This window comes from Paraburkholderia sp. A1BS-2L (assembly GCF_051125205.1).
Classification (GTDB): Bacteria; Pseudomonadota; Gammaproteobacteria; order Burkholderiales; family Burkholderiaceae; genus Paraburkholderia.
The window spans coordinates 1,689,273-1,715,207 of record NZ_CP120429.1; the positions used below are offsets into that span (position 1 = coordinate 1,689,273).

25 protein-coding genes and 1 pseudogene are annotated in these 25,935 nt (G+C 62.0%); 18 read left to right on the forward strand and 8 right to left on the reverse strand.

What is annotated here, in order from left to right; all coding sequences use genetic code 11:
• Window positions 1-20: 20 nt before the first annotated feature.
• From P5W98_RS22450 to P5W98_RS22470, 5 genes are read right to left on the reverse strand one after another with little or no spacing between them, the layout of a single operon-like run.
• Window positions 21-1,007: an aromatic/alkene monooxygenase hydroxylase subunit beta gene (locus P5W98_RS22450; RefSeq protein WP_421025911.1), complete on the reverse strand. Its 987-nt coding sequence runs from the start codon at window positions 1,005-1,007 to the stop codon at window positions 21-23.
• A 12-nt stretch (window positions 1,008-1,019) separates the two neighbouring features.
• Window positions 1,020-1,334, reverse strand: a complete 315-nt coding sequence (locus P5W98_RS22455) for an MmoB/DmpM family protein (protein WP_421025910.1) — start codon at window positions 1,332-1,334, stop codon at window positions 1,020-1,022.
• Between the two features lie 19 nt (window positions 1,335-1,353).
• Window positions 1,354-1,689, reverse strand: coding sequence for a Rieske 2Fe-2S domain-containing protein (locus P5W98_RS22460; RefSeq protein WP_421025909.1), 336 nt, complete (start codon window positions 1,687-1,689; stop codon window positions 1,354-1,356).
• A gap of 7 nt (window positions 1,690-1,696) precedes the next feature.
• Window positions 1,697-1,957, reverse strand: coding sequence for a toluene-4-monooxygenase system B family protein (locus P5W98_RS22465; RefSeq protein ID WP_421025908.1), 261 nt, complete (start codon window positions 1,955-1,957; stop codon window positions 1,697-1,699).
• 24 nt (window positions 1,958-1,981) lie between these two features.
• Complete coding sequence (locus tag P5W98_RS22470; protein WP_421025907.1) at window positions 1,982-3,487, reverse strand: toluene monooxygenase; 1,506 nt, start codon at window positions 3,485-3,487, stop codon at window positions 1,982-1,984.
• 614 nt (window positions 3,488-4,101) lie between these two features.
• Between P5W98_RS22470 and P5W98_RS22475 the strand changes: the two are divergent.
• The 8 genes and pseudogenes from P5W98_RS22475 to P5W98_RS22510 form a co-directional block, all read left to right on the forward strand.
• A pseudogene (locus tag P5W98_RS22475) lies at window positions 4,102-4,296 on the forward strand (chemotaxis protein CheB); the annotation flags it as partial.
• Window positions 4,297-4,340: 44 nt separating this feature from the next.
• Window positions 4,341-4,748, forward strand: coding sequence for a chemotaxis protein CheB (locus tag P5W98_RS22480; RefSeq protein ID WP_421025906.1), 408 nt, complete (start codon window positions 4,341-4,343; stop codon window positions 4,746-4,748).
• 208 nt (window positions 4,749-4,956) lie between these two features.
• A complete protein-coding gene (locus P5W98_RS22485; protein ID WP_421025905.1) occupies window positions 4,957-5,319 on the forward strand; it encodes a DUF3870 domain-containing protein in 363 nt (120 codons plus the stop codon).
• A gap of 245 nt (window positions 5,320-5,564) precedes the next feature.
• Window positions 5,565-6,509, forward strand: a complete 945-nt coding sequence (gene glaH, locus P5W98_RS22490; RefSeq protein ID WP_421025904.1) for a glutarate dioxygenase GlaH — start codon at window positions 5,565-5,567, stop codon at window positions 6,507-6,509.
• Between the two features lie 254 nt (window positions 6,510-6,763).
• Window positions 6,764-8,515, forward strand: a complete 1,752-nt coding sequence (gene capB / locus P5W98_RS22495) for a caprolactamase subunit beta (RefSeq protein ID WP_421025903.1) — start codon at window positions 6,764-6,766, stop codon at window positions 8,513-8,515.
• Between the two features lie 21 nt (window positions 8,516-8,536).
• Window positions 8,537-10,636: a caprolactamase subunit alpha gene (gene capA / locus P5W98_RS22500; RefSeq protein ID WP_421025902.1), complete on the forward strand. Its 2,100-nt coding sequence runs from the start codon at window positions 8,537-8,539 to the stop codon at window positions 10,634-10,636.
• A 102-nt stretch (window positions 10,637-10,738) separates the two neighbouring features.
• Window positions 10,739-12,097 carry a purine-cytosine permease family protein gene (locus tag P5W98_RS22505; RefSeq protein WP_421025901.1) on the forward strand — a complete coding sequence of 453 codons (1,359 nt, stop codon included), beginning with the start codon at window positions 10,739-10,741 and terminating at the stop codon, window positions 12,095-12,097.
• An 84-nt stretch (window positions 12,098-12,181) separates the two neighbouring features.
• Window positions 12,182-13,318, forward strand: coding sequence for a porin (locus P5W98_RS22510; RefSeq protein ID WP_421025900.1), 1,137 nt, complete (start codon window positions 12,182-12,184; stop codon window positions 13,316-13,318).
• A gap of 67 nt (window positions 13,319-13,385) precedes the next feature.
• On the opposite strand, the gene P5W98_RS22515 is transcribed toward P5W98_RS22510, so the two are convergent.
• Complete coding sequence (locus P5W98_RS22515; protein ID WP_421027033.1) at window positions 13,386-14,771, reverse strand: PLP-dependent aminotransferase family protein; 1,386 nt, start codon at window positions 14,769-14,771, stop codon at window positions 13,386-13,388.
• Between the two features lie 224 nt (window positions 14,772-14,995).
• Window positions 14,996-15,985: a helix-turn-helix transcriptional regulator gene (locus P5W98_RS22520; RefSeq protein ID WP_421025899.1), complete on the reverse strand. Its 990-nt coding sequence runs from the start codon at window positions 15,983-15,985 to the stop codon at window positions 14,996-14,998.
• A 298-nt stretch (window positions 15,986-16,283) separates the two neighbouring features.
• Between P5W98_RS22520 and fae the strand changes: the two genes are divergently transcribed.
• The gene (fae, locus tag P5W98_RS22525) at window positions 16,284-16,829 is read left to right on the forward strand and encodes a formaldehyde-activating enzyme (RefSeq protein WP_421025898.1); all 546 of its coding nucleotides are present in this window, start codon (window positions 16,284-16,286) and stop codon (window positions 16,827-16,829) included.
• Window positions 16,830-16,926: 97 nt separating this feature from the next.
• Here the strand turns inward: fae and P5W98_RS22530 are convergent, their stop codons facing one another.
• Window positions 16,927-17,817 (reverse strand): LysR substrate-binding domain-containing protein, encoded by an 891-nt coding sequence (locus P5W98_RS22530; RefSeq protein WP_421025897.1) that lies wholly within the window; start codon window positions 17,815-17,817, stop codon window positions 16,927-16,929.
• A 112-nt stretch (window positions 17,818-17,929) separates the two neighbouring features.
• Here P5W98_RS22530 and P5W98_RS22535 point away from each other — a divergent pair, with 112 nt between their 5' ends.
• The 9 genes from P5W98_RS22535 (at window position 17,930) to P5W98_RS22575 (ending at window position 25,819) form a co-directional block, all read left to right on the forward strand.
• On the forward strand, window positions 17,930-19,177 hold the full coding sequence (locus P5W98_RS22535) for an acyl-CoA dehydrogenase (protein WP_421025896.1): 1,248 nt from the start codon (window positions 17,930-17,932) through the stop codon (window positions 19,175-19,177).
• Between the two features lie 28 nt (window positions 19,178-19,205).
• Window positions 19,206-19,772: a flavin reductase family protein gene (locus P5W98_RS22540; RefSeq protein ID WP_421025895.1), complete on the forward strand. Its 567-nt coding sequence runs from the start codon at window positions 19,206-19,208 to the stop codon at window positions 19,770-19,772.
• A 13-nt stretch (window positions 19,773-19,785) separates the two neighbouring features.
• The gene (locus tag P5W98_RS22545) at window positions 19,786-20,757 is read left to right on the forward strand and encodes a VOC family protein (protein WP_421025894.1); all 972 of its coding nucleotides are present in this window, start codon (window positions 19,786-19,788) and stop codon (window positions 20,755-20,757) included.
• 71 nt (window positions 20,758-20,828) lie between these two features.
• Window positions 20,829-22,055 carry a Bcr/CflA family multidrug efflux MFS transporter gene (locus tag P5W98_RS22550; RefSeq protein ID WP_421025893.1) on the forward strand — a complete coding sequence of 409 codons (1,227 nt, stop codon included), beginning with the start codon at window positions 20,829-20,831 and terminating at the stop codon, window positions 22,053-22,055.
• Window positions 22,056-22,084: 29 nt separating this feature from the next.
• The gene (locus P5W98_RS22555) at window positions 22,085-22,492 is read left to right on the forward strand and encodes a hypothetical protein (RefSeq protein ID WP_421025892.1); all 408 of its coding nucleotides are present in this window, start codon (window positions 22,085-22,087) and stop codon (window positions 22,490-22,492) included.
• A gap of 108 nt (window positions 22,493-22,600) precedes the next feature.
• Complete coding sequence (locus tag P5W98_RS22560; protein ID WP_421027032.1) at window positions 22,601-22,768, forward strand: porin; 168 nt, start codon at window positions 22,601-22,603, stop codon at window positions 22,766-22,768.
• Between the two features lie 15 nt (window positions 22,769-22,783).
• Window positions 22,784-24,061 carry an MFS transporter gene (locus P5W98_RS22565; RefSeq protein WP_421025891.1) on the forward strand — a complete coding sequence of 426 codons (1,278 nt, stop codon included), beginning with the start codon at window positions 22,784-22,786 and terminating at the stop codon, window positions 24,059-24,061.
• A 19-nt stretch (window positions 24,062-24,080) separates the two neighbouring features.
• Window positions 24,081-24,938, forward strand: coding sequence for an alpha/beta fold hydrolase (locus P5W98_RS22570; protein WP_421025890.1), 858 nt, complete (start codon window positions 24,081-24,083; stop codon window positions 24,936-24,938).
• The gene (locus tag P5W98_RS22575) at window positions 24,935-25,819 is read left to right on the forward strand and encodes an alpha/beta fold hydrolase (RefSeq protein ID WP_421025889.1); all 885 of its coding nucleotides are present in this window, start codon (window positions 24,935-24,937) and stop codon (window positions 25,817-25,819) included. Before P5W98_RS22570 ends, P5W98_RS22575 begins: the two co-directional genes overlap by 4 nt.
• The last annotated feature ends 116 nt before the right edge of the window (window positions 25,820-25,935 follow it).

The following is a 25,935-nucleotide window of genomic DNA, read 5'->3' on the forward strand; positions in this document are numbered from 1 at the left end:
GATGCTTCGCAGGTTGGGTTTCAGAGACCGATCGCGCGCCTGAACTCGCGCGTGGCCTCCTTCGCGCTAGCGCTTGCAGCGGGGGCGTCGGGCAGGGCGGCGCACCAGGCCTCGATGGCGTCGTCGGCGAGCGGCTCCCACTTGCTCACCCACGCGCTCAGCACGGCGTGATTGCCCTCCTGCTCGAGCCCCATCCGGACCAGCGCGCTGGCCCAACGCCGGTGCCGCTGCGCGTCGATGAGCTGGGCGTCGGTGATGAGCCCGAGCAGGGTGTCGTCGTTCTGACGCGCCGCGACTCCGAGCCCGCGCAAGAGGGTTTCTTCCACGGCGGGGCGCACGACGAGGTTCAGCGCGACGAAGCATTCCGCCCAGTCCCACGCGGTGAGCGCCTGCTCGACGAGCTTGCGCCAGCCTTGCCATGCCGGGTCGCGCTCCCAGCCGCCGCGTTCTTCACTGCCGAAACCCAGGTCGGCGAAGGTCTGTGACAGCTCCTTGGTGCGATACGCCGTGTGGGTGAGCCAGCGCAGCGAGTCCGCAGTCTGGTACGCGGCACAGTTCGAGATCGTGGAAGCGGGCGCCATCTGGGTCAGATAGGCCGATCCCATTTGCAGTGCATGAAACAGAAAGCGCGCAGGCGTATAGAGACGTGCGAGCGTGCCTGCCCATGCCGGTGAGAGCATGGTGTCGTGGCCGCGTGTGGAAAACTGGTCGAGCAGCCCAAAAACATAGGTTTCCTGACCATCCTGCAACATGTTGTAGGTGCGATAGACGAGCTCGTCCGGGTCGCGAAACGCGTTCCAGTCGGGGTGCACCAACGGCGATGCGTTGCGGTTGCGCTTGAACCATTGCGCCATTTCGAAGTTCGGGTCGAGCTCGAAGGGCGCGTTGGGGTTGTCGGTCGTGTAATGCAGATTGGTCGAGACGATCTCGTACTCGCTCGGCTTGCGCCGCCGGGCGGCCAGATGGCTCCACGTTTTCAGTGGCTTGAGGACTTCGGGTTGGGTCATGCTCGTCTCCGGTTAAAGCGTTTTTTCGTAGTAAAAGCGCACATAGTCGTCGGTCGTCTCGATGCGGCCCGCAAACGAGCTGAGGTTGACTTCGAGCTCGGACATCCTGAACGGCCGGCCCAGCGTCTCCTCCAGCGTGGTGCGGCGCAGGATCAACTCGCCGTCCGTGTCGATGCGCACGTACGCCAGTTTGTCGTCGACGCGAATCGCCTTGCCCGGGTTGTCCTCGTGCGCGGCTTCGATGACGCCGGCTGTAATGCTGCCCGCACGAAGCACGGGCCCCACGCGGTTGTTGCGGTAGGCCTCGGCGGTGTTGTCGATGGTCATGGTGTGTTCTCCGGTAACTTCAGGATTGGGCAAAGAGCGGTTCGACATCGCCCACGGCAACGAAGACATCGTCGCCTTCGATCTTCACGGCGTACTCCGCGAGACGGCAATTGCCGGGGTTGATCCCTTCACCGGTATTCGCGTCGAAGGTCCACTGGTGCGCGCGGCACATCAGCACGCGGCCGTCGAACTTGCCTTCCACGAGCGGAATGTCCTGGTGCGGACAAATGCCCTGAAACGCGCGCGGCTCGCCGCCTTCGGGGCGCACCAGCACGATCACGTGGCCGTCCACTTCCACCTCGGTCATCTCGCCTTCCCACAGCTCGTCGAGCGTGCAAACTTTCTGGTACTTCATAACCGCCTCATTCGTCGCAAAAGATAAACTCGAGTGTTTCCATCGGCTTGATGTCGGTCTCTTCGAGCTTCGCACTACGTGCATAGAACTGCTCGCCGCCCTGGCGGCGCACCCGCACGACCTTGCCGGGGCGCGGCGCCACGCGCCGCCCCACCGAATGGTGAGCCGCAGCGGCGGCAACCTCGTCCATCGTGTTGCCGCTGTCCACTGCCACGAGCTGCAATACGAAGTCGTACTGAAAATTGGAAATCACAGGGAAAAGTGCCATGTCGTCCTCCTTCTTCTGGCCGCCTCAGGCGGCCTTTTGGCCGTAACGGGTGTTGCGGTATGCCTCGACCCACGCATACTTGTGCGCATCGTCTCCGATCTCGCCCGGTGCCAAACCCATGTACTGCAGTGCGCCCTGCAGATTGGGCGGCTGGATGTGGCCCGCGAGGAAGCGATCGACGAGCGTGAGGTGATCGCGGTAGCGCACTGGGTCTTGCTGGAATACCCAGCGGTCGATTTCGGAGTTGAAGTGATACGTGCGTCCGTTGTAATCGAGCGGATAATCCTTCACGTTCCAGCCGTTGCCCGGAATGGCGCAGATGGGCAACTGGCTCATGTTGCAGACGATCGGCAGCGTCTCGGGCACGGTGAGCTCGGGCTTGCCCGCGAGCAGGCTCTCGATGATGACGTCCCATGCCTTGCCGAACGTGTCATTCCAGCCGGGGTACTTTTCTTCGAGCCAATCGCGGCACTCGGGCGTCATGCCGGCGGCGGGGTTCCACCAGACCGTGGGGCGCCAGAACCAGATGCCGAGCTGGTACGCGTGGTGCTGGTAGTCGAACTCGTTGATCATCTGGTCCCAGTACCACGGCAGATCCAGGCCCAAATCGATCAGCGTGCGTTCGAACTGGCCGACGATCCACTCGCACATGAACTCCTTGAACGACTGCTTGCGATGCTCGAGCGGCGTCGCGTAGTCCATCGACGAGCCCGTGAGCAGACAGAAGAGGCGCCACGCGCGTGCGATGGCGATGTCCACGAGCTTCTGGGCTTCTTCCTTGCGGCCATTGGCGATCAGGATCTGCAACGCCGGGCCGCCGATTTGCGCATGGCGCGACTCGTCGGTCTGGATGCTGGAAATCAGGCTTGCGAAGGTAAAGTCGCCCGCTTCGGCCGCGTCGGCCGCGAGGCCGAGGAACTGCATGTTGGTGAAGCCGGTTTCGAACGCGAACGTGAGCATGACGGCGATCTCGATCGCGCTGCGCGACATGAACAGATCGTCGAACGTGCTGCGAGCGGCAATCGCACCCCACTCGTTCGTGTGATAGGCCTTGTGCGCCCAGTCGAACTGGCGGTCCTTCGCGCAGTAATCGTGCGGGAAATAGAGTTGCAGTTGGCCGTGACGGTTCTCGTCGAGCATGCCGAAGGTGGCCATGTTGCGCATGCCGGGTGCACGGCCGAAGCGCGCCATGCGTGCTTCGGCGCTCATGGCAGCGTACTCGCCGAGCGCAATGGCGCCGTAGTGGGACTTCAGGATGGAAAGCCAGCCGGGATCGGCGTCCTCGAACATGCGGCTGCGCTCCAGCGCCGCCTTCACGGAATAGGCTCCGGCGTCTTTTTCGCGCTGAACGCGGACGTACTCGGGATATGACGTCTTGTACGGCTCGTCATAGGTTTCCCAACTCGCCATGGGAATGCCCTGAGCGCCGGACATGAGATCGGGGAAGAGCTCGGACTCGGTGACGTAGGTCGGGGTCCAGTTGGTGGCACGGGCGATGTCGTACCAGGCCGCGCGTTCCAGTAACGCCATGTGATGTCTCCTTGTTGGGATGGGAATTGCGCCTGCCCCGGCACAACATCTGTCGCACCGGGCGGTTCCTCTCAGAGCAAGGTCGATGCCAGGGAGCAGGGCGTTGTCGTGTTGATGAGGGAAAATCCCGAGATTTTGTGGCGCCGGACATTGGGTTAGACGTGGTTGTGGTACACGATCCGGCCGTTTTTCCAATGACTGCGGCATTGTTTTGATGTTCTGCTGAAATCCGGGCGGTAATCGTGAACGGGCAGCACTTGATCAATTGGTGAAAATATCGATATTTATTCAGTGAGCACTAAAAACGTAAATTCCAGAATGAGTTAGACGTGCGGTGCGGAATCGTCTGTCGTGAATCGATAACCGGCGTAAAAAATTGGCAATTAGTTTGGATATCGAATGAAATGCTTCGCGATCGACAAAGCCGGCCGATGGGTTCCGTTGATCCGTATCAATTGGGCCGTGGGGTTGCTCACCAGGATGAGCTTCATATCCACACGAACGTGGGCCTCGCCGGCTTGGCGTGCTATCGCGATGGTCGACGTGCCGCATGGTTTCGTATGAACACATGCCTGCCGTCCGCGCAACGGAGAGCCAGAACCGAGGGCTTTGCAATGACTATTAGCGCTTCGCAGGGCACCTGCGCGGAAATCGGCGTTTGCGCGACGGATGGGACATTGCCATTTTTGGTGCTGGGTGTCGGCGCATCCGCGGGTGGCTTGCAGGCACTGGTGAACTTCATCGAGAACGCGCCGGCTTCAATGGATATGGCGTTCGTGGTCATTCTGCATCAGTGCGCAACGGACGACAGCCACGCAGTCCAGGTATTGCAACGCGCGACTGCAATGCCCGTATGCCGGACGTTGGCACAACGGCGATTCAGAAAGACCATGTCTATCTGCTTTCGCATGATCAGCATCTGTGCATATCGGATGGTCGTCTGTACGCGGGCGAGATCGAAGCGCCGAACGAAGCCTTTCCGGTTATCGACGAGTTCTTCCGCACGCTCGCGGCTGCACAAACGACGCGCGCCGTGGGCATTGGTTTGTCGGGGACGGGGACGGACGGCGCGCTGGGATTTGGCCGCATCAAGGAGCGCGGCGGGATAACGATCGCACAGGAGCCGAATGACGCGAAATTCGCCTGGCTCGGCGCCTGGAGGAATCAATTGGGCCAGGGTAGTCATGCACCTCCTCCGAAACGGAGCGCTTTTAAGGCCCGCGCCGCGTGGGTCCATTCACAGCCCAATTTATCGGTCTGATCAGCCTTCCCGCGGCAAAATTCTTTCAATGATGGGCCGCCAGTGTACTGCCGGCGGAAGCAGGACAGTACGTGGATCGCTCGCAGTGGGCTGTACATTGCCGCGTGATATCGCCGTTCCTAAACTGGACTCCAGATATCGAACGGGAGCGAACGATGCAGACCCATCAACTGCGCAGCCTTGCCGCCGCGACGTGGTGCACCCGATCATGAACCGCGCTCAAACGCTGTTCGTGGCGGGACACGCGCGGCTGCCCCAGGGCATGGCTGCTCAGCATCTGTTCGAGTCGTTGGCGGTCACCGTGGAGATCGACGCGAAATACGCGGTTATCCTCGAGGCTTCATGCACACTGGTCACGGAGCATGGGCGGACCTTCATTGGCGACCTGCTGCGAGGACACAGCCTGCGCGACGGCGCGGCGCCGGTCATCGACCGTGTGCAGCGTTGCTACATTGGCCGCGCCGGGCTCGCGCTCGTTGCGGCGCTCAAGGACTTGCATCTCCAGTACGAACGCAGTCTGTCCGAAGCGCCAGACACGCGCCCGGGCAATATTTCGCGCAGAGGGATGTAACGCGGTTCACCAGGCGCAGGCCTGTGCCGCGCCGGCTCGTTTCGCACCCATGCGAAACGGGTCGGCGCCGCCTCTACACCTTGCTCCGCGCAGGATGACGCCTGCAGCGACAGCACAGGTTCCCCGATTGCCATTCGCTGCGAGCTGTCGCGACGCGCCATGCGGCGTGGGCCGGCAGGACCGACACGCCGTCGAGGGCGCCAAGGCGCCCGCTCTCATCCAGCACAGTCACTCAAGGACAGATCATGCAACGAGAGCAGCTTTTCGCACGTCCCGCGTTCACTAATGTTGCCGGCGACGCCGGGTTTCGCGTCCAGCCGCACGTGGACCATCAGCGGCTTTATCACATCGAGCTCGACGAGCACGCGCTTGCCGACTTCTTCAAATCGCACCGCTCGATGAGCAGCCAGCATCTGGAATATGTGCCGACCGCGCGCTTCATGCTCGCCAAGGCGCTGGACGAGCGCCTGGGTGCCGGCTTCAGGCAGACGCTGCGCGCGATCCTGCATGAGCGCGATAGTGGCGGCTTTACGATTGGGGTTCAGGGCGTCACATCGGATCATGAGGATTACGTGAAATTCGGCACGGCCATCGGCCATCTCATCGGGCCAGCGAACCACGACGCAATGTCCGGGGCGTTTTATGCGCGCTTCGTGGTCGAGGCCACCGATGCCAGCGATTCGTATCTGCGTCAGGCGTATCGTCGCTTCACGCTGCATACGGACGGTACGTTCGTCGACGAAGCAACGGACTGGCTGCTGATGATGAAGTTCTCCGAGCATCACGCACGCGGTGGCGAATCGAGACTGCTGCATCTCGACGACTGGGAGGAGCTCAAACGTTTCAGCGAGCATCCGCTCGGCGCGTATCCGTTTACCTACCGCTCACCTGCGAGCAAGAACATCACGCAATGCGTGGCGCGGCCGACGTTTTTCAAGGTCAATGACCGCGAGTGCATCTGCTATATCGACCAGTTCGTTTGTCCAGAAAGCATCGAGCATGCCGCGTGGCTGCAGGCGCTTTCCGATTCGATGGAGGCGTCTGCTGGCACCTCGGCACTGCCGTTGCCGGCGGGGGACCTGATTGTGCTGAACAATCAGTTCTGGCTGCATGGCCGGGCGCCGTTCGAACCCGATGCGCAACTGCATCGGGAATTGATGCGCCAGCGTGGCCGCTTTTCATCGCGGTGAAGAAGGTGGCGACGGCCACCACATACGAGCTTGCGATCGGGGGCGGCGCCGTGCCTGAGCGCGCCCGTGGGGCGTACGGGATGCGCTAGCCGCACAGTGCGCGTGTATGGCTCGCAGCGGCAACACAGCATGGGTGCGAAGCCGCTCTGCTGTGCATTGTTGGGCCAATTTTGCCTTTCTACTCTCGTTCTATCCGCTTCGGATCGGGCTCCTCATCGGGAGCCCGGAAAAACACTTATCAGATGGAGACAGCAATGGCACGAGATGTTGATCCGATTACGCTTGCCGTCGTGCGCGGCGTGCTCGAAACCACGCAGCGCGAGATGACCATGACGCTGGAGAAGACCGCACGCTCGAGTGTATTCAACGTTGCGCACGACTACAGCAATGCGATCTTCAACGAACGGCCTGAGATGGTCCTGCAAGGCCAGGATATTCCTATCCACCTGGGCGGGCTGATTCCGGCCATGAAAGAGGTCGCACGTTTCTTCGGCGATGATCTCCACGACGGCGACATCATTTACCACAACGACCCGGTCTACAAAGGCAGCCATATCGTCGACTGCTGCATGTACAAGCCGGTGTTTTACAAGGGCGAGTTGGCGTTCTGGACGGTGTGCAAGGGCCACGTGACCGACATTGGTGGCCCGGTACCCGCGGGCTATAACCCGGATGCGAAGGAGATCTACGCAGAGGGTCTTCGCATTCCGCCTGTGAAGCTCTGGGACCGTGGCGTCGAGCGTTACGACATGGTCAACTTCATGTTGAGCAACATGCGCTCGCGCCGCGACCAGGAGGGCGATCTGAAGGCGCAGCTTGGCGCGGTCAACGTTGGCGCGCGCAACCTGATCGCGCTGCTCGACAAATACGGTGTCGAGACGGTGCGTGCATGTATCGACGAGCTGATGGACATGGCCGATCGACATATGCGCCAGATCATCCGCGCGGTACCGGACGGCACCTATGAGGCGAGCGCGATACTGGAGGATTCGGGCCACGGCTTCGGCGAGATCGAGATCAAGGCGACCGTGGACATCGCAGCGGATTCGTGCCGCATCCGTATCGAGAGTCCGCCGCAGATTCCCTACTTCATTAACTCCTACGAAGGCAATTCGATCTCGGGCGTCTACCTCGGCCTGATGATGTTCGCCCAGCTCGATCCACCGTATAACGAGGGCTTGTACCGCTGTGTGAGCGTCGACCTTGGCCCGAAGGGGACACTGTGCAACGCGCGCGAGCCCGCGCCGCACGTGAACTGCACGACGACACCGATGGAAACGCTCGCCGACGCGGTGCGCCTCGCACTGGAAAAGGCGCAGCCCGAGCGTGCAGTCGGCTCATGGGGCCACTCGAGCGGGGTGAATATCGCAGGACACGATCAAAGAAACGATGAGGAATACGTCACGATGGTGCTGGCGTCGCTCGTATCGGGCGCGGGCGCAACCGGCTACATGGATGGCTGGCATGCGTGCGGGCCACAGTCCTGTTTCGGAGCGCTGTATTCGGGCGACATCGAGACGCTCGAATATTCGTATCCGATCCTGATCCATCGTTACGGGCTGGTCACGGACAGTGCAGGAGCGGGCCAGTATCGCGGTGGCAGCGGCACGGTCTGGGAAGTCGAGCCAATCGGCCATGAAATGACGGTCGTGAGTTTCGGAGAGGGACGCAAGCTGCCCGCGATCGGCGCCAACGGCGCGTCGAGCGCCTTGCCGGAGACGAAACTCGGCCGCGTCGACCTGAAGCGCCACGGCAAGGTGATCGAATCGCATCAGGAAAACTCGGTTATGACGGTGCGCGACGGCTATTGCCTCGCCACGTACAACCCAGGCGGCGGAGGTTGGGGATCGCCACTGTTGCGCGATCCTGAGCAGGTGGCGACAGACGTGCGCAACGGCATTGTTTCAATCGGTGCGGCGCACGCCGAGTATGGGGTGGTAATCGACGAAGAAAGCCTGCGCGTGGACCGCGCCGCTACCGATGTGCTGCGCGCCAGCCGCCGCTAACCGCAAGACGAAGGAGACACCATGAACAGCAAGCAATATCGCCTGGGCGTTGACGCAGGCGGCACATTTACCGATTTCGTTCTCGCGGACGGCGCAGGCCAGATGCGCCTCTTCAAGGCCACTTCGACGCCCGAGGACGGCACCCGCGCCATCGCGGACGGGCTTGGACAGATTGCGCAGGCGCTTGGCCAGCCGGTCGGGCAAATCCTTTCGAATCTGGACTTGTGCGTCAATGGCACGACTGTCGCGCTGAACGCGCTGATCCAGCACAAGGGTGTGAAGACCGGCCTCATCTGCACGGCCGGCCACGAGGATTCGCTCGAAATCCGCCTCGGGCACAAGGAAGAAGGACACCGCTACGACGCCTGCTATCCGGCCGCGAAAATGCTCGTCGAGCGCTATTTGCGCAGACCGATCCGCGAGCGCATTCTGGCCGACGGCACGGTGCACACGCCGCTGAACGAGGACGACGTGCGCGCCGCGTGCGAACTGTTCCGCCGCGAAGGCGTGGAGGCCGTCGCGGTCTCGTTCGTGTGGTCCGTTGCCAACGGCGCTCACGAGCGGCGCGCCGCAGAGATCGTGCGCGAGATGCTGCCGCATGTGTATGTGTCAGTGGGTCTCGAAGTGTTTCCGCAGATGCGCGAATACACGCGCACCTCGACGACCGTTGTGAACGCGTATCTCGGCCCCGTGCTCTCACGCTACGTGAGCCGTATCGAACGCTTCTACCTCGACAACGGGGTCGAGTCGCCGGTGCGCTTCTATCAGTCGAACGGCGGCATGGCGTCGCCTGCCGCGATGGCCTCGCGCGCCGTCAATGCGATCAACTCGGGGCCGGCGTCCGCGCCGCGCGCGGCGCTGTTCGTCGCAAAGCCGTTTGGCTATCGCAATCTGATTACCGTCGACATGGGCGGGACGTCGTTCGATATCACGCTGACCAAGGACGGCGTGACGAACGTGAACAAGGATATCGACTTCCTGCGCTACCGGATCGGCACGCCGATGATCCAGGTGGAGACCCTTGGTGCGGGCGGCGGCTCGATCGCGTGGATCGACGCGATGGGGCTGCTGAAGGTCGGGCCGCAGAGCGCCGGCGCCGTGCCAGGGCCGGTGTGCTATATGCGCGGCGGTACGGAGCCGACGGTGACCGACGCAAACGTCGTGCTCGGCTACCTGAATCCGGAGTCGTTGCTCGGCGGCCGGGTGAAGATTGACGGAAAGGCTTCGCAGGCTGCGATCGAAACGCACATCGCGAAGCCGCTCGGGCTTGGTGTTGGCAAGGCGGCATACGGCATTTACAACATCGTCAACGTGAACATGATCAACGGCATCCGGCGGGTTTCGATCGAGCGCGGCTACGATCCTCGCGACTTTGTCTTGATCGCTGCCGGTGGCGCAACCTCGCTGCACATCGCGGGCCTCGCGCGCGAGATTGGCGTGAAGACGGTGCTGGTGCCCAAGCTGGCCTCGGGGCTGTGTGCGTTCGGGCAACTGCTTTCCGATGTCAAGTATAACTACATGGCCGCGTGCCCGATGCGCATCGAGCCGCACACGTCGTTCGAGCGCGTGCAGCGGCAGTTCGACCGGCTCGAGGCCGACGCGGTGGCGGCGCTCGAACGCGAGGGCTTCCCGCGCGAGCGCATCCAGGTCGAGCGCCAGCTCGACATGCGCTATTGCGGCCAAGTGCATGAGTGCTCGGTGAACATCGGCGCCATGGAGGTCAGCAGGGAGACCATCGGCCAAATTCGCGAGTTGTTCGACGAGCGCCACAAGCAGCTTTTCACGTACGCGGAGCCGGAAAGCCAGGTGGAGATCGTGAACATCGAAAGCACCGTGTACGGCGTGCTCGAGCAGCCGCCCGCGCAGACCATCGACGCGGGATCTGGCGAAGTGGAGATTGCGATCAAGGAGCGGCGCAACATGATCTTCGGGCGAGGGCAGGACGTCGAGACGGTGCATGCGCCGGTATACGACGGCACGTTGCTGGGTGCGGGCGACGTGGTTGCCGGCCCTGCGGTCATTGAGGAGGTGACGACCTCGATCGTGTTGCCGCCGCAATGGAGCGCGCGCCTTGACGCAACGGGCGTCTACGTGCTGACGGACGAAGGCGAAGCGGCCTGACGCTGAATCGGTGTGGCGGGCCGTGCGTCGCACGGCTCGCCCGACGATGAAGCAGGCAGGATTCCTGGCGCTTGATTACACCAAAATTATTTCGGAGGACTTATGGAGATTGATGCCAATGCGGACAAGCACGACAGCAGCTATGCCGCAAGCCCGGTTCCTGACGACGCACGCATGTCGCGGGGCTCATTGACCATGGCGTGGTGGGCGATCTGCAGCGCGATGTTCTGGCTGGTGGTATCCGCTACGCTCGCTATCCATTTCGGCACTGTCAATGCGCTGATCGGGCTTGCGCTTTCGGTCGCCGTCTACAGTGTGATCAATCGGGTGATCGTGCGCTTCGCGATCTCGAGCGGATTGTCGGTTGCGCTGTTTTCGCGCGTCGTGTTCGGCAGTTTCGGCGCGCCGCTGGCGACCCTGATTTTCTTCGCAACGGCGATCTACTATGCGCTATTCGAAGGCTCGGTGATCGCCATTGCGATCAACGCCTACTTTCCGTCCATCTCGCTGCATCTGGCCTACCTGTTTGTCGTGACCTATAGTGTGCTGCTCGTGTTCGGCAGCGTGCAGCGCTGGCTCGACAAGTTCAACGGCGTGCTGCTGCCGTTTTACCTGATCGGTCTCGTGGCAGCGCTGATCGCCGCATTCTCCGCGAGCGGCGACCACAGCGCCTGGCTGCATCTGGGGCCGTCCGGCGGCGCGCCGGCAAATGGGTGGTGGAACTGCTTCACCGCATTCATGGGGGTTTGGATTCTCATGATGTACACGTGGGACTACGCGCGCTTCGGCAAGAAGCAGGACGCCGCCTATCACGCGAACCTGAACTTCGGTTGGATCTTCTACACGTTCACGTTCCTCTGCAACGGCGTGGCGGGCATCTTTCTCGCTGGCACGCTTGCGACCCAAGGCGCGTTGAGCGAAGTGTCGGTTGTCATGGCGTTGCTCAAACTCATGGGTTTCGGCGGGCTGCTGTTCGTCTGGGTCACCCAGACGCGCATTAACACGGCGAACTTCTATCTCGCGTCGACGAACATGCACGCATTTTTTCAAAGTGCGATCGGGCTGCATTTGCCGGAATTCGTCTGGTCAATCATAGTTGGCGCGCTCGTCTACGCGCTCATGCTCACGAACGTCTTCAGCTTCATCCTGCAGGCGCTCGCGTATCAGGGGATCTTCGTCGTTGCGTGGGTTGCGATCTCCGTCACGCATATCGTGTCGCCGCACTACAACGCGATTTTCGGTGGAGCGATCGAATATCGGCGCGAGCGCGTGGTCGCGCTCAATCTGTGCGGGCTCGGCGCGTGGCTCGCAGCAACCGCGATCGGCATCGCGCTGCTCGAATGCGGCGGCGCCGTCGCGACATTCTCTGCTCCCGCGGCGGCCGTGAGCGCGGCGCTTGTCTATCGCGCGGCCCTGACGCTCGCTGGCAAGGGGACGTTCGTGCGCGACGTGGTGCTCTAAGCAGTTTCGCGCGGTGCATGGCGAGGTGAGCACGCCCCCGTGCCGCGGACACCCATTCAACATCAAATCAACATGGAAGAGACAATGAAAAAATTCGTGAGCGCAGGACTGCCGCTCCTGCTGCTTGCAGGCGGTGCGCAGGCGCAGAGCTCGGTCACGCTATATGGCGTGGTCGACCTTGGCATCGACTACGCGAACAACGTGGTGAACGCGAGCAACGGCCAGGCGGTGGCGGGCAGCGGCGGCCGGCTCGTTCAGATGCAGAGCGGCGTGCCGCTCGGCAGCCGCTGGGGCGTCAAGGGTACAGAGGATCTGGGCGGGGGCTTGAGCGCGATTTTCCGGCTCGAAAGCGGCTTTGACGCCGCAAATGGTCAGGCGGGTGGCGGCCTTGCGTTTTCACGCAACGCTTATGTCGGCATTCAGTCCGTGAGCTACGGCACGCTCACGCTTGGCCGGCAATGGGATGCAAACGTCGATCTGCTGGAACCGTTCACGCTGAATGGGCAATACGGAGGATGGTACTTCGCACATCCGAACGATATGGACAATCTCGACAACGGCTTTTCGGTGCCGAACGCGATCAAGTACGTGAGCCCAGCGATTGCGGGTATCACTTTCGAAGGCCATTACTCGCCTGGCGGCCACGCGGGCGCGTTTTCGACCGATTCGACCTGGAGCGCGGCGCTCGCATACGCCGGCGGCGCAATTAGCGCGGGTGTTGGCTATCTCCACGTTGGCGATCCGCTGACGGCTGTAGCGGGTTACGCGTCGGGTGGCGGCTTCACCAACGCCATTTATGGCGACGCGCTTGCACGTGCCCGCAGCCAGAGCGTGCTCGCAATGGGCGCGTCGTACGTGTGGGGCTCGCTGAAAATGTCAGCGGATTTTTCGGACACCGCGTTTCGCTCGGCGGTTGGCGGCGGCGACATGACGTTCCAGAATTATGAAATCTCCGGAACGTACTCGGTCACGAGCGCATTGCTTCTTGGCGCGGGTTTCACCTATACGATCGGGCACGCGCACGTGAGCGACACCACGCCGAAGTATCAGCAGGCCAACCTGATCGCGCAGTACGCGCTTTCCAAACGCACGTTCCTCTATGCGATGGGCGCCTTCCAGAACGCCTCAGGCGACGCGCCCGTGGCCCAGATTGCGGGCTTCAATCCGTCGAGCACGAGCAGGCAGGTCGCGGCGAGGCTTGGCGTGACGCATCAGTTCTAACGGGCGCAGGATAGGCATAAAGATGGCGCAAGCGGCATTCGCCGGCTTGCGCTGCTTTTGCGCTGCGCTACGCGAGAGCCAGAAACTCGAACAGCGCATCGTGATCGCAATAGCCGACATTGAAGCGCAGCCAGGGCGTGGTTGCCTCGTCGTGCATGAACAGATGACCGGGCGCGAGATAGATGTCCTTGTCGAGCGCGCGGTTAGAGAGCGCGCGCGAGTCGTTGTGGGACGGATGGCGTGCCCACACGAACAGTCCATCGTGTGCGTCGTTGAACAACACCATACCCGCCTGGACGAGCTTGCGCCGCGTTTCGTCCTGCGCGCGCGACAGGTTATCGCGCAGCCCCTTGAGATGCTTGCGATAGCGGCCATCGGTGAGAAGTTGATAGACGAAGCGCTCACTGATCTCTGAACTCGTGAGGCCGGTAATCATCTTGAACTGCGTGAGGTCCTCGACGAGGTCCGGATGCGCGGCGATATAGCCGGCGCGCAGGGCCGGAGAAGCCGTTTTCGAAAAGCTGCCCACATAGATCACGCGCTCGAGCTGGTCCATGCTCGCAAGAGGGCGGCGGGCCGCGCTGTCGAGGTCGGCGCATACGTCGTCTTCTACGATCAGGAAGTCGTGTTGCGTGGCAAGCTGGAGCATCCGGTGTGCGGTGGCAGTCGAGCACGACGCGCCCGTTGGATTGTGCAGCCGCGGATTCGTGAACCAGGCGCGCGGCTTGTGTTCGCGCAGCAACTGCTCGAGGACCGCGATGTCCGGGCCAAGCGGCGTCCACGGCACGCCGACGATATTCACGCCGAGCCGCTTCAGATGGAGGAACAGCAGGCTGTACCCGGGCGAATCGACAAACACCGTGTCCGCGGGCTTGATGAGCAGATGGATCAGAAGCCCGAGCGCGTGCGCGGCGCCAGTCGTCATCAGCAACTGCTCGGGCGGGCAGAAGACCTCTTGCTGATTGAGCCAGTCGGAGATCTTCCAACGCAGCGGCAGATAGCCCTTGGGCGTGCCGTAGCCGGCCATCGAGCCGTTCGTATGGAGCGACATGTTGCGCATTGCGCGTCGCAGGCCTTCTTCGTCCAGCCAGCGCGGCGCAATCCAGCCGCAGCCCGGGTTGATTTCGACGTTATGGTTTTGCCAGATGCGGTTTGGCATCCACAGCGAATCGAAGCCCGCGGCTTCGTCGCTACGTGCGTCGTAATCGCGCCGACCGCCGCGCTGAAAACTGCGCACGAAGAATCCGGCGTTCTGGCGCGGCACCAGCAGGCCGTCGGCGACCAGCCGGTCATAGGCGTCCACGACAGTCGACACGCTGACGCCGTGCGATTCCGCGAAGCTGCGGATCGACGGAATCTTCATGCCGGATTGGAGCTTGCCGTCTTCAATCAGCGTGCGGAAGTGATCGACGATGCGCTGCACGAGCGACCGGGACGTATCGGGCATGGTCATATACACGGCATCTCTCCTTTTGTCCTGGGTGCTGCGGGCCCGCGCGCCATCCGGCACGACGGAACCCGTTGATTCGCACTCTACAAAGCGGAAAAGCCGCCCACTTGCACAGTGGCGCACAAAAGCCTGGACTGGAGCGCCCGGATGGTGGGCGATCGGGATGCAGGGCTGGTAAGGATTTTGTCAGGAGAATGCCGGCCGCGCGGGGCTGCCTGAGCCGAGGCTTACGGGGTGTCGCCTTCGTACCGGGCAGGCGAAACGCCGGTGGCCTGGCGGAACACGCGGCTGAACCAGGCGGGATCGGAGAAGCCTACGGCATACGCGATTTGCGTGACGCTCAGGCGTAGCTGCGCGCGGTTTGCGAGAAGGCGCTTTGCCTCGAGAATGCGGCGTTCGCGGATGGTTGCCGAGATGGTTTCCTGCCGCTCCGAAAAAATCTTCTGCAGATAGCGCTCGGACACGCCGACCGCGCGCGCGATGCCGGACGGATCGAGCGCCGGGTCGCAGAAGTGCTGCTCAATCGCACGCAAGGCGCGCTGCCGGTGTGCGCTGCGCACGGACGTTTCGCTGCTGATGGCGTCGGCGCCAAGGAGTGCCATTGCCAGCAAATCGAGCAGTTGCTGCTCCAGCCGCTCGTGGTGCGCCGGCAGCAGTGCAGGGCCATGCTGGCCATAGGAGGCCGCGAAATCGAGAAAGAGCGCCACCAGTGGCTGGCTCGAGTCGCATGTTGTTGCGACCCAGTCGTCGAGGCTCGGCAGGCGTGCGCGGAGCGAGCGGCATGGAATGCGCAAGGTGCGGACCTCGTTATGTTGCGCAGTCTCGAACGTGTAGCCCTCCGCGCCGTTGACGACCGTGAAGCCGCCCGGGCGAACGATGGCCTCGCGGCCGCGCTGCGCGACCCGTACTGACGCCTCCCGAGGTATTTCCACCACGTAGAAGTCGCGCCCGTCCGGCATGGCGCGCGACGCGCGGCGCTCGGTCAGCATTGGATCGGTCTTCAGCGTGCATGCGCGTATGTTTCCGATATCGACGCGCGTGAGCAGGCCCGAGCGAAAGTCGCGGCCAATCTTCACGTCGAGCGGGAAGTAATTGTCGTGGAGGATCTTGAACCATGCCTGTACGCCGGTGTGAACCTGCCCGGAAGCGTTGAGGTCGACATTGAAGGTGCGAGCTGGCGACGCACTTCGTGCGATGCTCCCGCCATTTTCAGTCATGCTCGTCATCTCCTTGCTGAAATGGGGCGCTGTGCGACAGGCGTTGAGCACCGGGCAGCGCTACGCAACGGTATCGCTACGTCAATCCACGCGCAATTCGGATCCGCCCGGGGCATGCCTGCAACGTGCAGGTGTCGTCGCAGTCAGGTGCTGCAGAGGTGATGCCGGTTTGTCACCGTGTCACGAAAGCGATACACGTTGCGCAACGCCATGGCTGCTCAAGGGCGTTGACTCGAGTGGCACTGTCCTTGCATGCAGCCAACCTCCCATGTCCAACTATCGAAGGGAGGAAGTAACGATGAGTCTCGATTTGACGTTCCGCGCAGGCGAAGCCACCGTATTCGCGGCGCCCGGCCAGGTGACCGACGCGATGCCCGAAGTCCTGATAGGCCGCGTCGACGGACCGGTCGGTCACGCGTTCGCCAATATGATGGCGCAGAGCAAAGGACACACGGCCATGTTCGCGATTCGCGCCTGCAATCAGATGGTTCGCCCTGCCACGATGATCGTCCCAAAGGTGACGCTCAAAGACATGGCCACTATCGAGTTGTTTGGTGGCGTCGTGCAGTCGGCTACGTCGGATGCCATTGTCGATTGCCTGATCGAAGGGATCTTGCCTAAAGACCAGGCCAACGAGCTATGCATCATCAGCCTCGTGTGGATCGATCCGCGCTGCGCCACGGAGGCCAATCTCGATAAACGGGACATGTACCGCACGAACTACGAGGCAACCAAACTTGCCGTTCAACGCGCCATGAACAACGAACCGGGCGTTGAGACGCTTATCGCCAACCGACACACCGTCAGGCACGATATGGACGACTGGAGTTCAAGCGCGGTTTGAAGCGCGCCTTTACACCCCTTGGAAGGGAGCCGCTGTCAACGCGGCCAGCCTCTAGCCGCTGACTTGAATGCCGTGCGTAGTGTTCCTGGCCAAGCCCTCATATCGACGCTTGAAGCCGCGCCACCAGCCATTTCCTGAAAATTTTGAGTCTCGGGTTGAGGTCCTCCTCCTTGCGGTAAAGGAGGTGATACCCGTGGTGGATGGTGCATGTGTGCGGGATGGCCTGCACCAGCCGCCCGTCCCGGAAATCGTGCTGAAACAGGAACAAGGGCACCAATCCAAAGCCGAGGCCTGACATGGCGGCTTCGCGCATCATCAGCATCTGCAGAAAGCGCGGAGATTTGCCGAGGCTCGGCATCTGAAGCCCATAGTGTTCGAAATAGTTCTGCCAGGGTTCTTCGCGCGCGCCGGCAACGCTCAACAAGGGGGCCGTGAGCAAGTCGGCGGGTTCATGCACGTTGGCCTGTTGCTTCATGCGCGGCGAGCACACCACGCCCGCCTCGGTCGTGTCGAGCAGGCAGATCGAATCGAAGCCGGGCCAGGGCGGCGAGCCATAACGGATGCGGGCATGGACGGGCGCGTTGAAATCCAGTTCCTTGAGTTCCTCGGCCAGGACGTCCACCTGGATATCGGGGTACTTGGCGCGGAACTCGCTGATGTTCTGGACCAGCCAGAGGGTGAAGCCAACGTTGACGGAAAGGATCAGCGTCGACTGGTCCGTGCTCTCTTTTAGCCGGCTGCCCGCCTCGGCAATCTGGTTCAGGCCCGCCGTGATCTGTTCGTGATAGGTCCTGCCGACGGGTGTCAGGGCAATCCAGCGGCCATTGCGCTCGAACAGGCGAACCTCGAGTTGTTCCTCGAGCGTCTGGACCATGCGGCTGATCGCGCCCTGGGTCACATGCAGCTCGGCGGCCGCCGCGGTAAAGCTTTGCAGGCGGGCGGCGACCTCGAAATACCTGACGGCGGTCAGGGAGGGAAGGCGCTTCATTGCAGACGATCTTGCATGAGTTTAACTCATTCTAATGCAGAAGGAATCGTTTTAGATCGGGTACTTTCCCCACCTACACTGTGCTCACTCGAACTACACACGCAGAGACAACATGAGCGCAGTGATTGAAACCCAGCCCTTCACGGCCACTGAGGGCGAAGCGTACCGCCAGCGCGCGCTGAAAGCGGGCGAGGCCTTCCTGAAGGCGGTCGACGCCATCCTTCCGGTGCTGCGTGCAGGCCGCGAGCAGTCCGAGCGCGAGTGTCGCGTTCCGGATGCCAGCGTCGAGGCCATGCTTGAAGCAGGCGTGTTCCGCAGCCTCACGCCGCTGCAATACGGCGGCCTGGAACTGTCTCCGGCGGACTTCTACGATGGCCTGATGCGCATTGCTCAGTGCGACAGTTCCGCGGCGTGGATCGCCGGCCAGATTGTCTGCCACAACCTGGAAATCGCAGCGATGGACCCGCAGATGCACGAGGACTTCTGGGGCGTCTACGGTCCGGATGCCCGCGCCTCCAGCTCTTACGCGCCGCTCGGCAAGACCGAGCCGACCGAGGGCGGCTATATCCTCGATGGCAAATGGACCTTCTCCAGCGGCGTCGATTTTGCGCACTATGTCGTGCTCGGTGGTGGCGAGCGCAACTTTCTGGTGCCGATCAGCGATCTGGTAATCGACCATGACAGCTGGGACGTGCAGGGTCTGCGCGGAACGGGGAGCAAGGCGGTCACGGCGAACAAGGTGTTCGTGCCGAATCACCGTATCCACGCGATGGTCGATGTCGTCAACGACATCAATCCCGGCTACGAGGCGATCCAGACACCGCTGTACCGCGGCGTGTCGTGGATGACGGTGTTCTACGCGACGGCTGCCAACACCGTGATTGGCACTGCGCTGGAAGGCGTGAACCTGTTCATTGAACAGTCGCGCAACCGCTATACCAAGATGGGCACCGGAGCACGCCTGGCCGAAAACCCCATCCTTCATCTCAAGCTCGCGGACGCATTGACCCGTATCAACGGCATTCGCACGCGGACCCTGAACAACTGGCGCCATATCTTCGATCAGGCCTGCAAGGGCGAACCGATTTCGCATCTGGAGCGTCTGCGTGTGCGTTTCGAATCGGCCGATTCGTTCGCCGCCTGCTTCGATCTTCTGCATGACATCTGGCCGATGGTCGGCGCAGTGGCTTCGCAGAGCGCCAATCCCATGCAACTGATCTTCCGCAACCTGATGGCGGCGCGCACACACGGCACGGGTGGCAAGGAACTCGCGGCCTCCGCGTATTCGCGGGCGCTTCTGGGTCTGCCGGCACCGGAATTCAAGGTCAACGACTTTGCCACCGCTGCCTACTGGCGCTAATCCCGCAGCCATCACGGAGCGAAACAAAATGATGCTGGAACAGCAATTCGTCGTGGAAAAGCAGCAGTGGTCGCTGCTGGAGCGTGGGCGTCCGCTCGATAACAGCCGCGCATTCCGCCGCTGTCTTGGTCAGTATCCGACCGGGGTGACGGTGATTACGGCCACCCATGACGCCGGTCCGGTCGGCATGACGGTGAATTCCTTCACTTCGGTTTCCCTTGATCCACCGTTGATTCTCTGGTCGATCCGGCGTGAGTCGAGAAATGTCGAGGCTTTCCGCAAGGCAGATTATTTCGTGGTGAACATGCTCGCGCATGACCAGGTGCAGGTCTCACAGTGGTTCTGCATGAGCACTCCGGAGAAGTTCGAGCTGGTGTCGTGGGAGGAGGGGCTTGGCGGTGCGCCGCTGATCCACGGCACAGTTGCGCAGCTGGAATGCCAGCGCGTTTCCGTCCAGGAAGCCGGCGATCACCTGATCCTGATTGGCGAGGTCAAGCAGTACGCGCACTTCGACGGCAAACCCCTGACGTTCAGCAACGGCGAATACGCGATGACGCAAGGGCTGTCGCGCGAGCACGGCGGCCGACCCAATTGACGGAGGATTCAAATTGAAGATCGAAGAAATTGGATATCTGGGCATCGACGCCACCAACATGGACGAGTGGCGTGCGTTCGCGACGGATTACATCGGATTCGAAGTTCGTTCGCTGGATCACGCGTGTCTGGGCCTGCGCATGGATGACTATGCCTGGCGCCTGTTCGTGCGTCCGGCGCAGCGCAACGGCGTCGCGTTCATCGGCATGAAGGTGGACAGCCCGGAAGCCCTGGAGGCGGTGCGTGGCGAAATGACCGCGGCGGGTATTCTGGTGCACGAAAGCAACGATGCGGAGCGGTCCGAACGCAGCGTGCAGCATATGTTGTGGGTATCGGACCCGGATGGGAATCGTGTCGAATTCTTCGTTAGCCGAAGTATCGACGCAAGCCCCTTCAAGCCGGGCCGCCCGATCGGTGGCTTCCGTACCGGTTCGCTGGGATTTGGCCACGTTGTCATCGGCACTCCGCTTCTGGAGGAGATGGAACATTTTTACATGAAGGTGCTCGGGTTCGGCCTGACCGACTATATGGAGGGGGATATCCAGGTGCGCTTTATCCACGCCAATGAGCGGCATCACTCGCTGGCACTGGTCAAGACCCCTGCCAAATTCCTGCATCACATCATGGTCGAATACAAGTTCATGGACGATGTCGGCCGGCTATACGACAAGGCGTTGACCATGCCTGGCATGATCCAGACGAGTCTCGGCCGACACGGGAATGACCACATGCTGTCTTTCTATTCGAAGACGCCCGGCGGATTTCTCATTGAAACGGGTTGGGGTGGCAGGCTGATCGATCGTGAAAGCTGGCAGCCCGAGGAACTCTGGTGCATGAGCCTGTGGGGGCACGAGCGTAGCTGGGAAACGCCTGAAAACCAGCTCAAGCTGCGCGCGCAGAACGCGCTGGCGGCCAGCAGGGGCGTGCTTGCACCGGTTGAAATCAACGGCGATGGCGGATTCGTGAGCCGCGATACCGCCATCTGATGGCGTGCAGAGAGTGCGCCTACCGGATTTTCCGGTGATCAGGAAACCGAACTGCTTCGAACGGAATTGCGATGTCCCACCTGACCCGACGCCGGCCTGATCGGCAACTGATTCTGTTGCTCGGCGCGCTTGCCGCCTGTGGTCCGCTCAGCACCGATATCTATTTGCCGAGCCTGCCGTCGATTGCTGCATCGTTCGGCGTCCCGGACGCCGCTGCGGCGGCAACGCTGACGGCTTTTGTCGCCGGGTTCTCGATCGGCATGGTGCTGTACGGTCCCATGTCCGATGCCCGCGGGCGACGTCCAGTGCTGCTCGCCGGTCTCGGCCTGTTCGTTGTCGCTAGCGTGGCATGCTGGCTCGCGGGCTCGATTGGCCAGCTCTTGTTGATGCGCTTTTTGCAGGCGCTTGGGGCGGGCGCCGCGTCGGTGCTCGCGCGAACCATCGCGCGTGATGCGCACGAGCCCGACGAAGCAGCGCAAGTGCTGTCGATGGTGGCGCTCGTCACCTCGGTTGGACCGCTGCTCGCGCCGTTGATCGGGGGGCAACTGCTGCTGCTCGGCAACTGGCGCACGGTATTCATCGCACTGACGCTGTTCGGCGCGTTCTGTACGGCGGCCGCCTGGCTGCGCGTGCCGGAAACCTGGCCGCGCGAAAAGCGCGCTAACTCGGCCGTGTTGCAGTCATTCGCCGCGTACGGGCGGCTGCTGCGCGATCCGGCAGTCTGGGGGCATCTGCTGTGCGGCGGGATGGTGTTTGCTGCGATGTTCACCTACATCACGGAGACGCCGTTCGTGTACATCCAGTATTTCCATATCTCGCCGCAGCACTATGGCCTGTTCTTCGCACTGAATGTCCTCGGCATCATGGCCGGCAACTTTTTGAATACGCGCTGTGTCGGCCGGTTCGGCGTCTTGCGGATGATTTGCGCCGCATCGACTTTCTCGTCCGGCGCAGCGCTATTCGTTGCGTTCGCATGCCTGACCGGGTGGGGCGGGTTGTGGTCGATGGTTGTCGGACTGTGCTGCGTCATCGGCGTGGTGGGACTGCTTTCCGCAAATTGTGCGACCGATCTGATGTCCCGCTATCCAGGCAATGCCGGCGCGGCAGCGGCGCTGTTCGGCGCGACGCAGCTCGCTTTCGGCGCGCTGGCGAGCTTCGTCGTCGGACTGTTTCCGGGGAGCTCGCCGGCCGGCATGGGCTGGACCATCGGCGTGTGCGGCGTGCTTGGTTACGTCGGCAGGGTTTTGATCGTGCGGGGACACGGACGAACGTCGCTGGCGCTGTCGACGCGAATGTAATGAAGGCGCATATAACAGGAGACTTCAGCATGTCACAGGCACTCAAGGCCAGATTCAAACATGTCGGCATCCATGTCATCGATGTCGATAAATTGGTGGAGTTTTACCAACGGTGGTTTGGCCTGGTGAAGACGGACGAGGGCAGTGGGCCTGTTGGCAAAGGCATATTCGTGAGCTCGGACCGCACCGAACACCATCAGATCGTGCAGGACGAAGATCGCAAGATTACCCAGGTCAAGAGTCACGGCAACTCGCTGAGCATCTACGTGCTCGATCCAGGTCCTGCCGCTGGACCTGACCCAGCCCGACGAGGAAGTCCTCGCCGGGGTGGAGCGCGCGGTGCGCGCCAATCCGACCTTCATGATGCAGGACGAATGGGCGAAGCAGGCCAGGCAACTGATGGCCGGCTGATACCGGGGCGGCTTGGATCGGCCTGACGGATCAGGCAGGCATTCACATAACCAGTAATGCAAATTAAAAACGGCAGCGCGACTGCCAATCAGGAGACAGCGGTGAAGTATCGAGTATTGACGGATTTTGCTGCGATGTTTGCAGGCGCCGCGCAGGCGCAAAGCAGTGTCTCGCTTTACGGGATCATCGACGACGGCCTCAGCTACACCAGCAACCAGGGCGGCCACAGGACCAACGTCGTGGGCGCATCGTCGACGCGGACGCAGACGATTGTGCAAATCGGCATCCGTCACATGTTTTAAGGAGGAGAGAACATCATGAGCAGTCCGGTTAGTACGAAGATGATGCCCTCGCTTGAAGCATCGTCGAAAGTGACCCGATCCGCGGGCCTGTGGATCGTTTGCGGTGCCGCGATCGGCCTGATGTTCGGCTTCGGGCCACTGTTTTTCAGCGTCGCGGGCGTGTTCCTGAAGCCCATGGCGGCGACCTTTGGCTGGGGCCGCTCCGACGTAGCAGTGCTGCCGATGTTCTCGCTGATAGGGACGACGCTGGGGGCGCCCGCGGTCGGCTTGCTTGCCGATCGGCTGGGCTGGAGCAAGGTCATCGCAGGGTCGATCGCGCTTCTCGCAGTTGCGCTGGGTGCGCTTGCCGTTGCGCCGGCTAATCACGCCTATTTCGCCGCGGTCGGTTTCCTGATCGGCTTTCTCGGCTCGGGCACGACGCCGGCGGGCTACCTCGGTGTACTGCCGCGCGTCTTCGACAAGCGCCTGGGCATGGCGCTCGGGTTCGCGATGATCGGTACCGGTCTGGGCGGTTTCTTCGCACCCATCGCCGCCAACCGGCTGGGCATGATGATGGATTGGCGCCATTGGTTTGGCGCGTGCGCGCTGGTCGTGCTGGCGCTTGGCTTCGTGGCGCATTGGCTGATGTTCCGCAATCTGCCAGCCCAGAAGGACTTTGCCGCGGATGTAACGGCGGCAGTCTCGGTCGAGGCGGGGCTCACGCTCGGCGAAGCGGTGCGTGGCTATCGCTTCTGGCTGCTCGCGATCGTCATGTTCCTTATTTCGAGCTCGATTCTTGGTGGCTTCGTGCACCTTGCTCCGTTCGTTAGCGATCGAGGGCTTGGACACGATGTCGGCGCGCAGGCGGCGGGCTTCGTCGGTGCGGGTCTCGCGATTGCGCGCGTCGGGCTGGGCGCGGTGCTCGACCGCGTGTTTGCCCCATTCGTGGCATGTCTCGCCTTCTGTGTTGGTGCGGTGGGTTTTGCGATTTTCCTCACTGGCGCGGTGCATGTGCCCTCCATGATCATTCTGGCGGCGTTGCTGCTCGGCATCTCAACGGGTTCGGAAGGGGATCTGATTCCGTTCCTCGCGCGCAAGTATTTCGGCAATCGCGCGTTCGGCTCGATTTATGGGTGCTTGTTTGGCGCGGCGACGCTGGGCGGCTCGGTCGGTCCGTTTCTGTACGGCCTGGCATTCGACCGTTTGGGCTCATATACGGTGGTGCACGAAGTCTCGCTGGTTGCGTGCGTGATCGGCGCTGTCGCGATCCTGCTGCTTGGGCGCTACCCGGCGGTGAAAGCCGCGGGCGAATAACGATTGGGATGACACTTCAATGATGCTGACAAGAGACAACACTTCGAAATTCGTGCAGGCCGGCGCCGTCAAGTTGCATTATCACGAGGCCGGCACGGGGCCAGTCCTGCTGTGCATTCACGGTGGCGCACCAGGTGCTTTCGGCTGGGGAAATTTCGGCCGCAACCTGGCGGCGCTGTCGCGCCATTTCCGCACCCTCATCGTCGACCTCCCGGGCTACGGCAAATCCGACAAGCCGCAGATCGACGGGCCACGCACCAGTTTCTATGCGCGCACCTTCCGCGACATGCTTGAGGCGCTGGGCGTTGGCAGGGCGCATCTACTGGGTCTGGCGACGGGCGGCTCGGCAGCCTTGAAAATGGCGATCGACTATCCAGAGCTGATCGATCGCCTGGTGGTGATCAGTGCGCCCGGCGGGCTGTCGCTTTTCCAGCCCATGCCGCCCAAACCGGATACGCACAATTACTACGGCGGCGAAGGCCCTAGCATGGAGCGCATGCGTGCCAACCTTGAGCGGCTGGTCTACGACCCGACGATCCTCACCGAAGAGGTGATCCGCGAGCGTTATGAGGCCAGTATCGAGCCTGAGTTCATGAATCAGGCGCCGGAAGGTCACGGCGGCAAGCCGGGCCAGACACTGGAGCCCTTGTGGCAGGACCTGCACAAGATTCGGGCTGAGACGCTCGTCATATGGGGACGCAACAATCAGACGATCCACTACGACAATGCCCTGTTCATGTTGACCCGGATTCCCAGGGCGCGAGTCCATATCCATGGCAACTGCGGGCTGTGGGTGCCATACGAGAAGATGGAAGAATTCAACAGCAATGTCACCGGCTTCCTGTCGGTGGATCTGACGGCGAGGCCTGCACAATGATGAAGCACACCAGTATCTGGCAACATCTGTTCAAGACGCCCCACAAGCTGGCGTGGGTCGACGTCGCTGGCGTCGCTACGCGCTATCTGGAGGCCGGTCCGGCCGACGCGCCGGTGGTGATTCTGCTGCATGGTACCGCGGGCAGCCTGGAGAATTTCGGTGCGAATTATGCGGCCTATGCCGGCCATTTCCGCGTCATCGGTCTGGACATGCTGGGCTGCGGCTGGACCGACAAGCCCGACCACGACTACCTGATCAAGGACTATGCGGAGCATGTGCGCGGCTTCATGGACGCCATGGGTATCGCGAGAGCCGCGGTTGTCGGCGTGTCTCTGGGCGCCTGGGTGGGCGCGGCCCTGGCATTGGCCCATCCGGCTCGTGTCGACAAGCTGGTCCTGGTGGCCCCCGCGGGCATCATCATCGATCCGGAAGAGGAGCGGCGCTTTGCCGAGGGTGTGCGCAAGAGCCGTTCTTCCGCTGCGGCCGAACCGACCTGGGAAACTGTTTCCGCAGCCCTGAAAGCGCTGCTTCGCGATCCGGAGGCACTGTCCGACGAACTGGTTGCCGTGCGCCTTGAAATATACCGCGACCCGCGCATGAAGGCCGCCATGCCTCGACTTCTGGCCTTCTCACTAGGCGGCCAGGCCCTCAGCGAGGAACAGTGGCGCAGCCTGACCCTGCCTGTCCAGGTAATCGCTGCCGTGGATGCGCCCAATATGTTTCTCAGCAACGCCCAAGCGATCGCCGGGACTGCACCGAACGCGCAGCTCGTGGAAATCAAGGGCTGTGACCACTGGGCACAGTATGAACAGCCGGAGAGATTCAATCAGGAAAGCATTGCATTCCTGGCACAGCCGCCAGGCGCTAACTTTTCGTCATAGACTGGCCAGCGAAATGAAGCCAGGCTTCAACTTCTCGCTGGTCAAAAAATCCGGGCTCATGGCATCGGGTAGGTGCCGCACTGGCTGATGATGTCGATTAACGAGGACTCCCATGT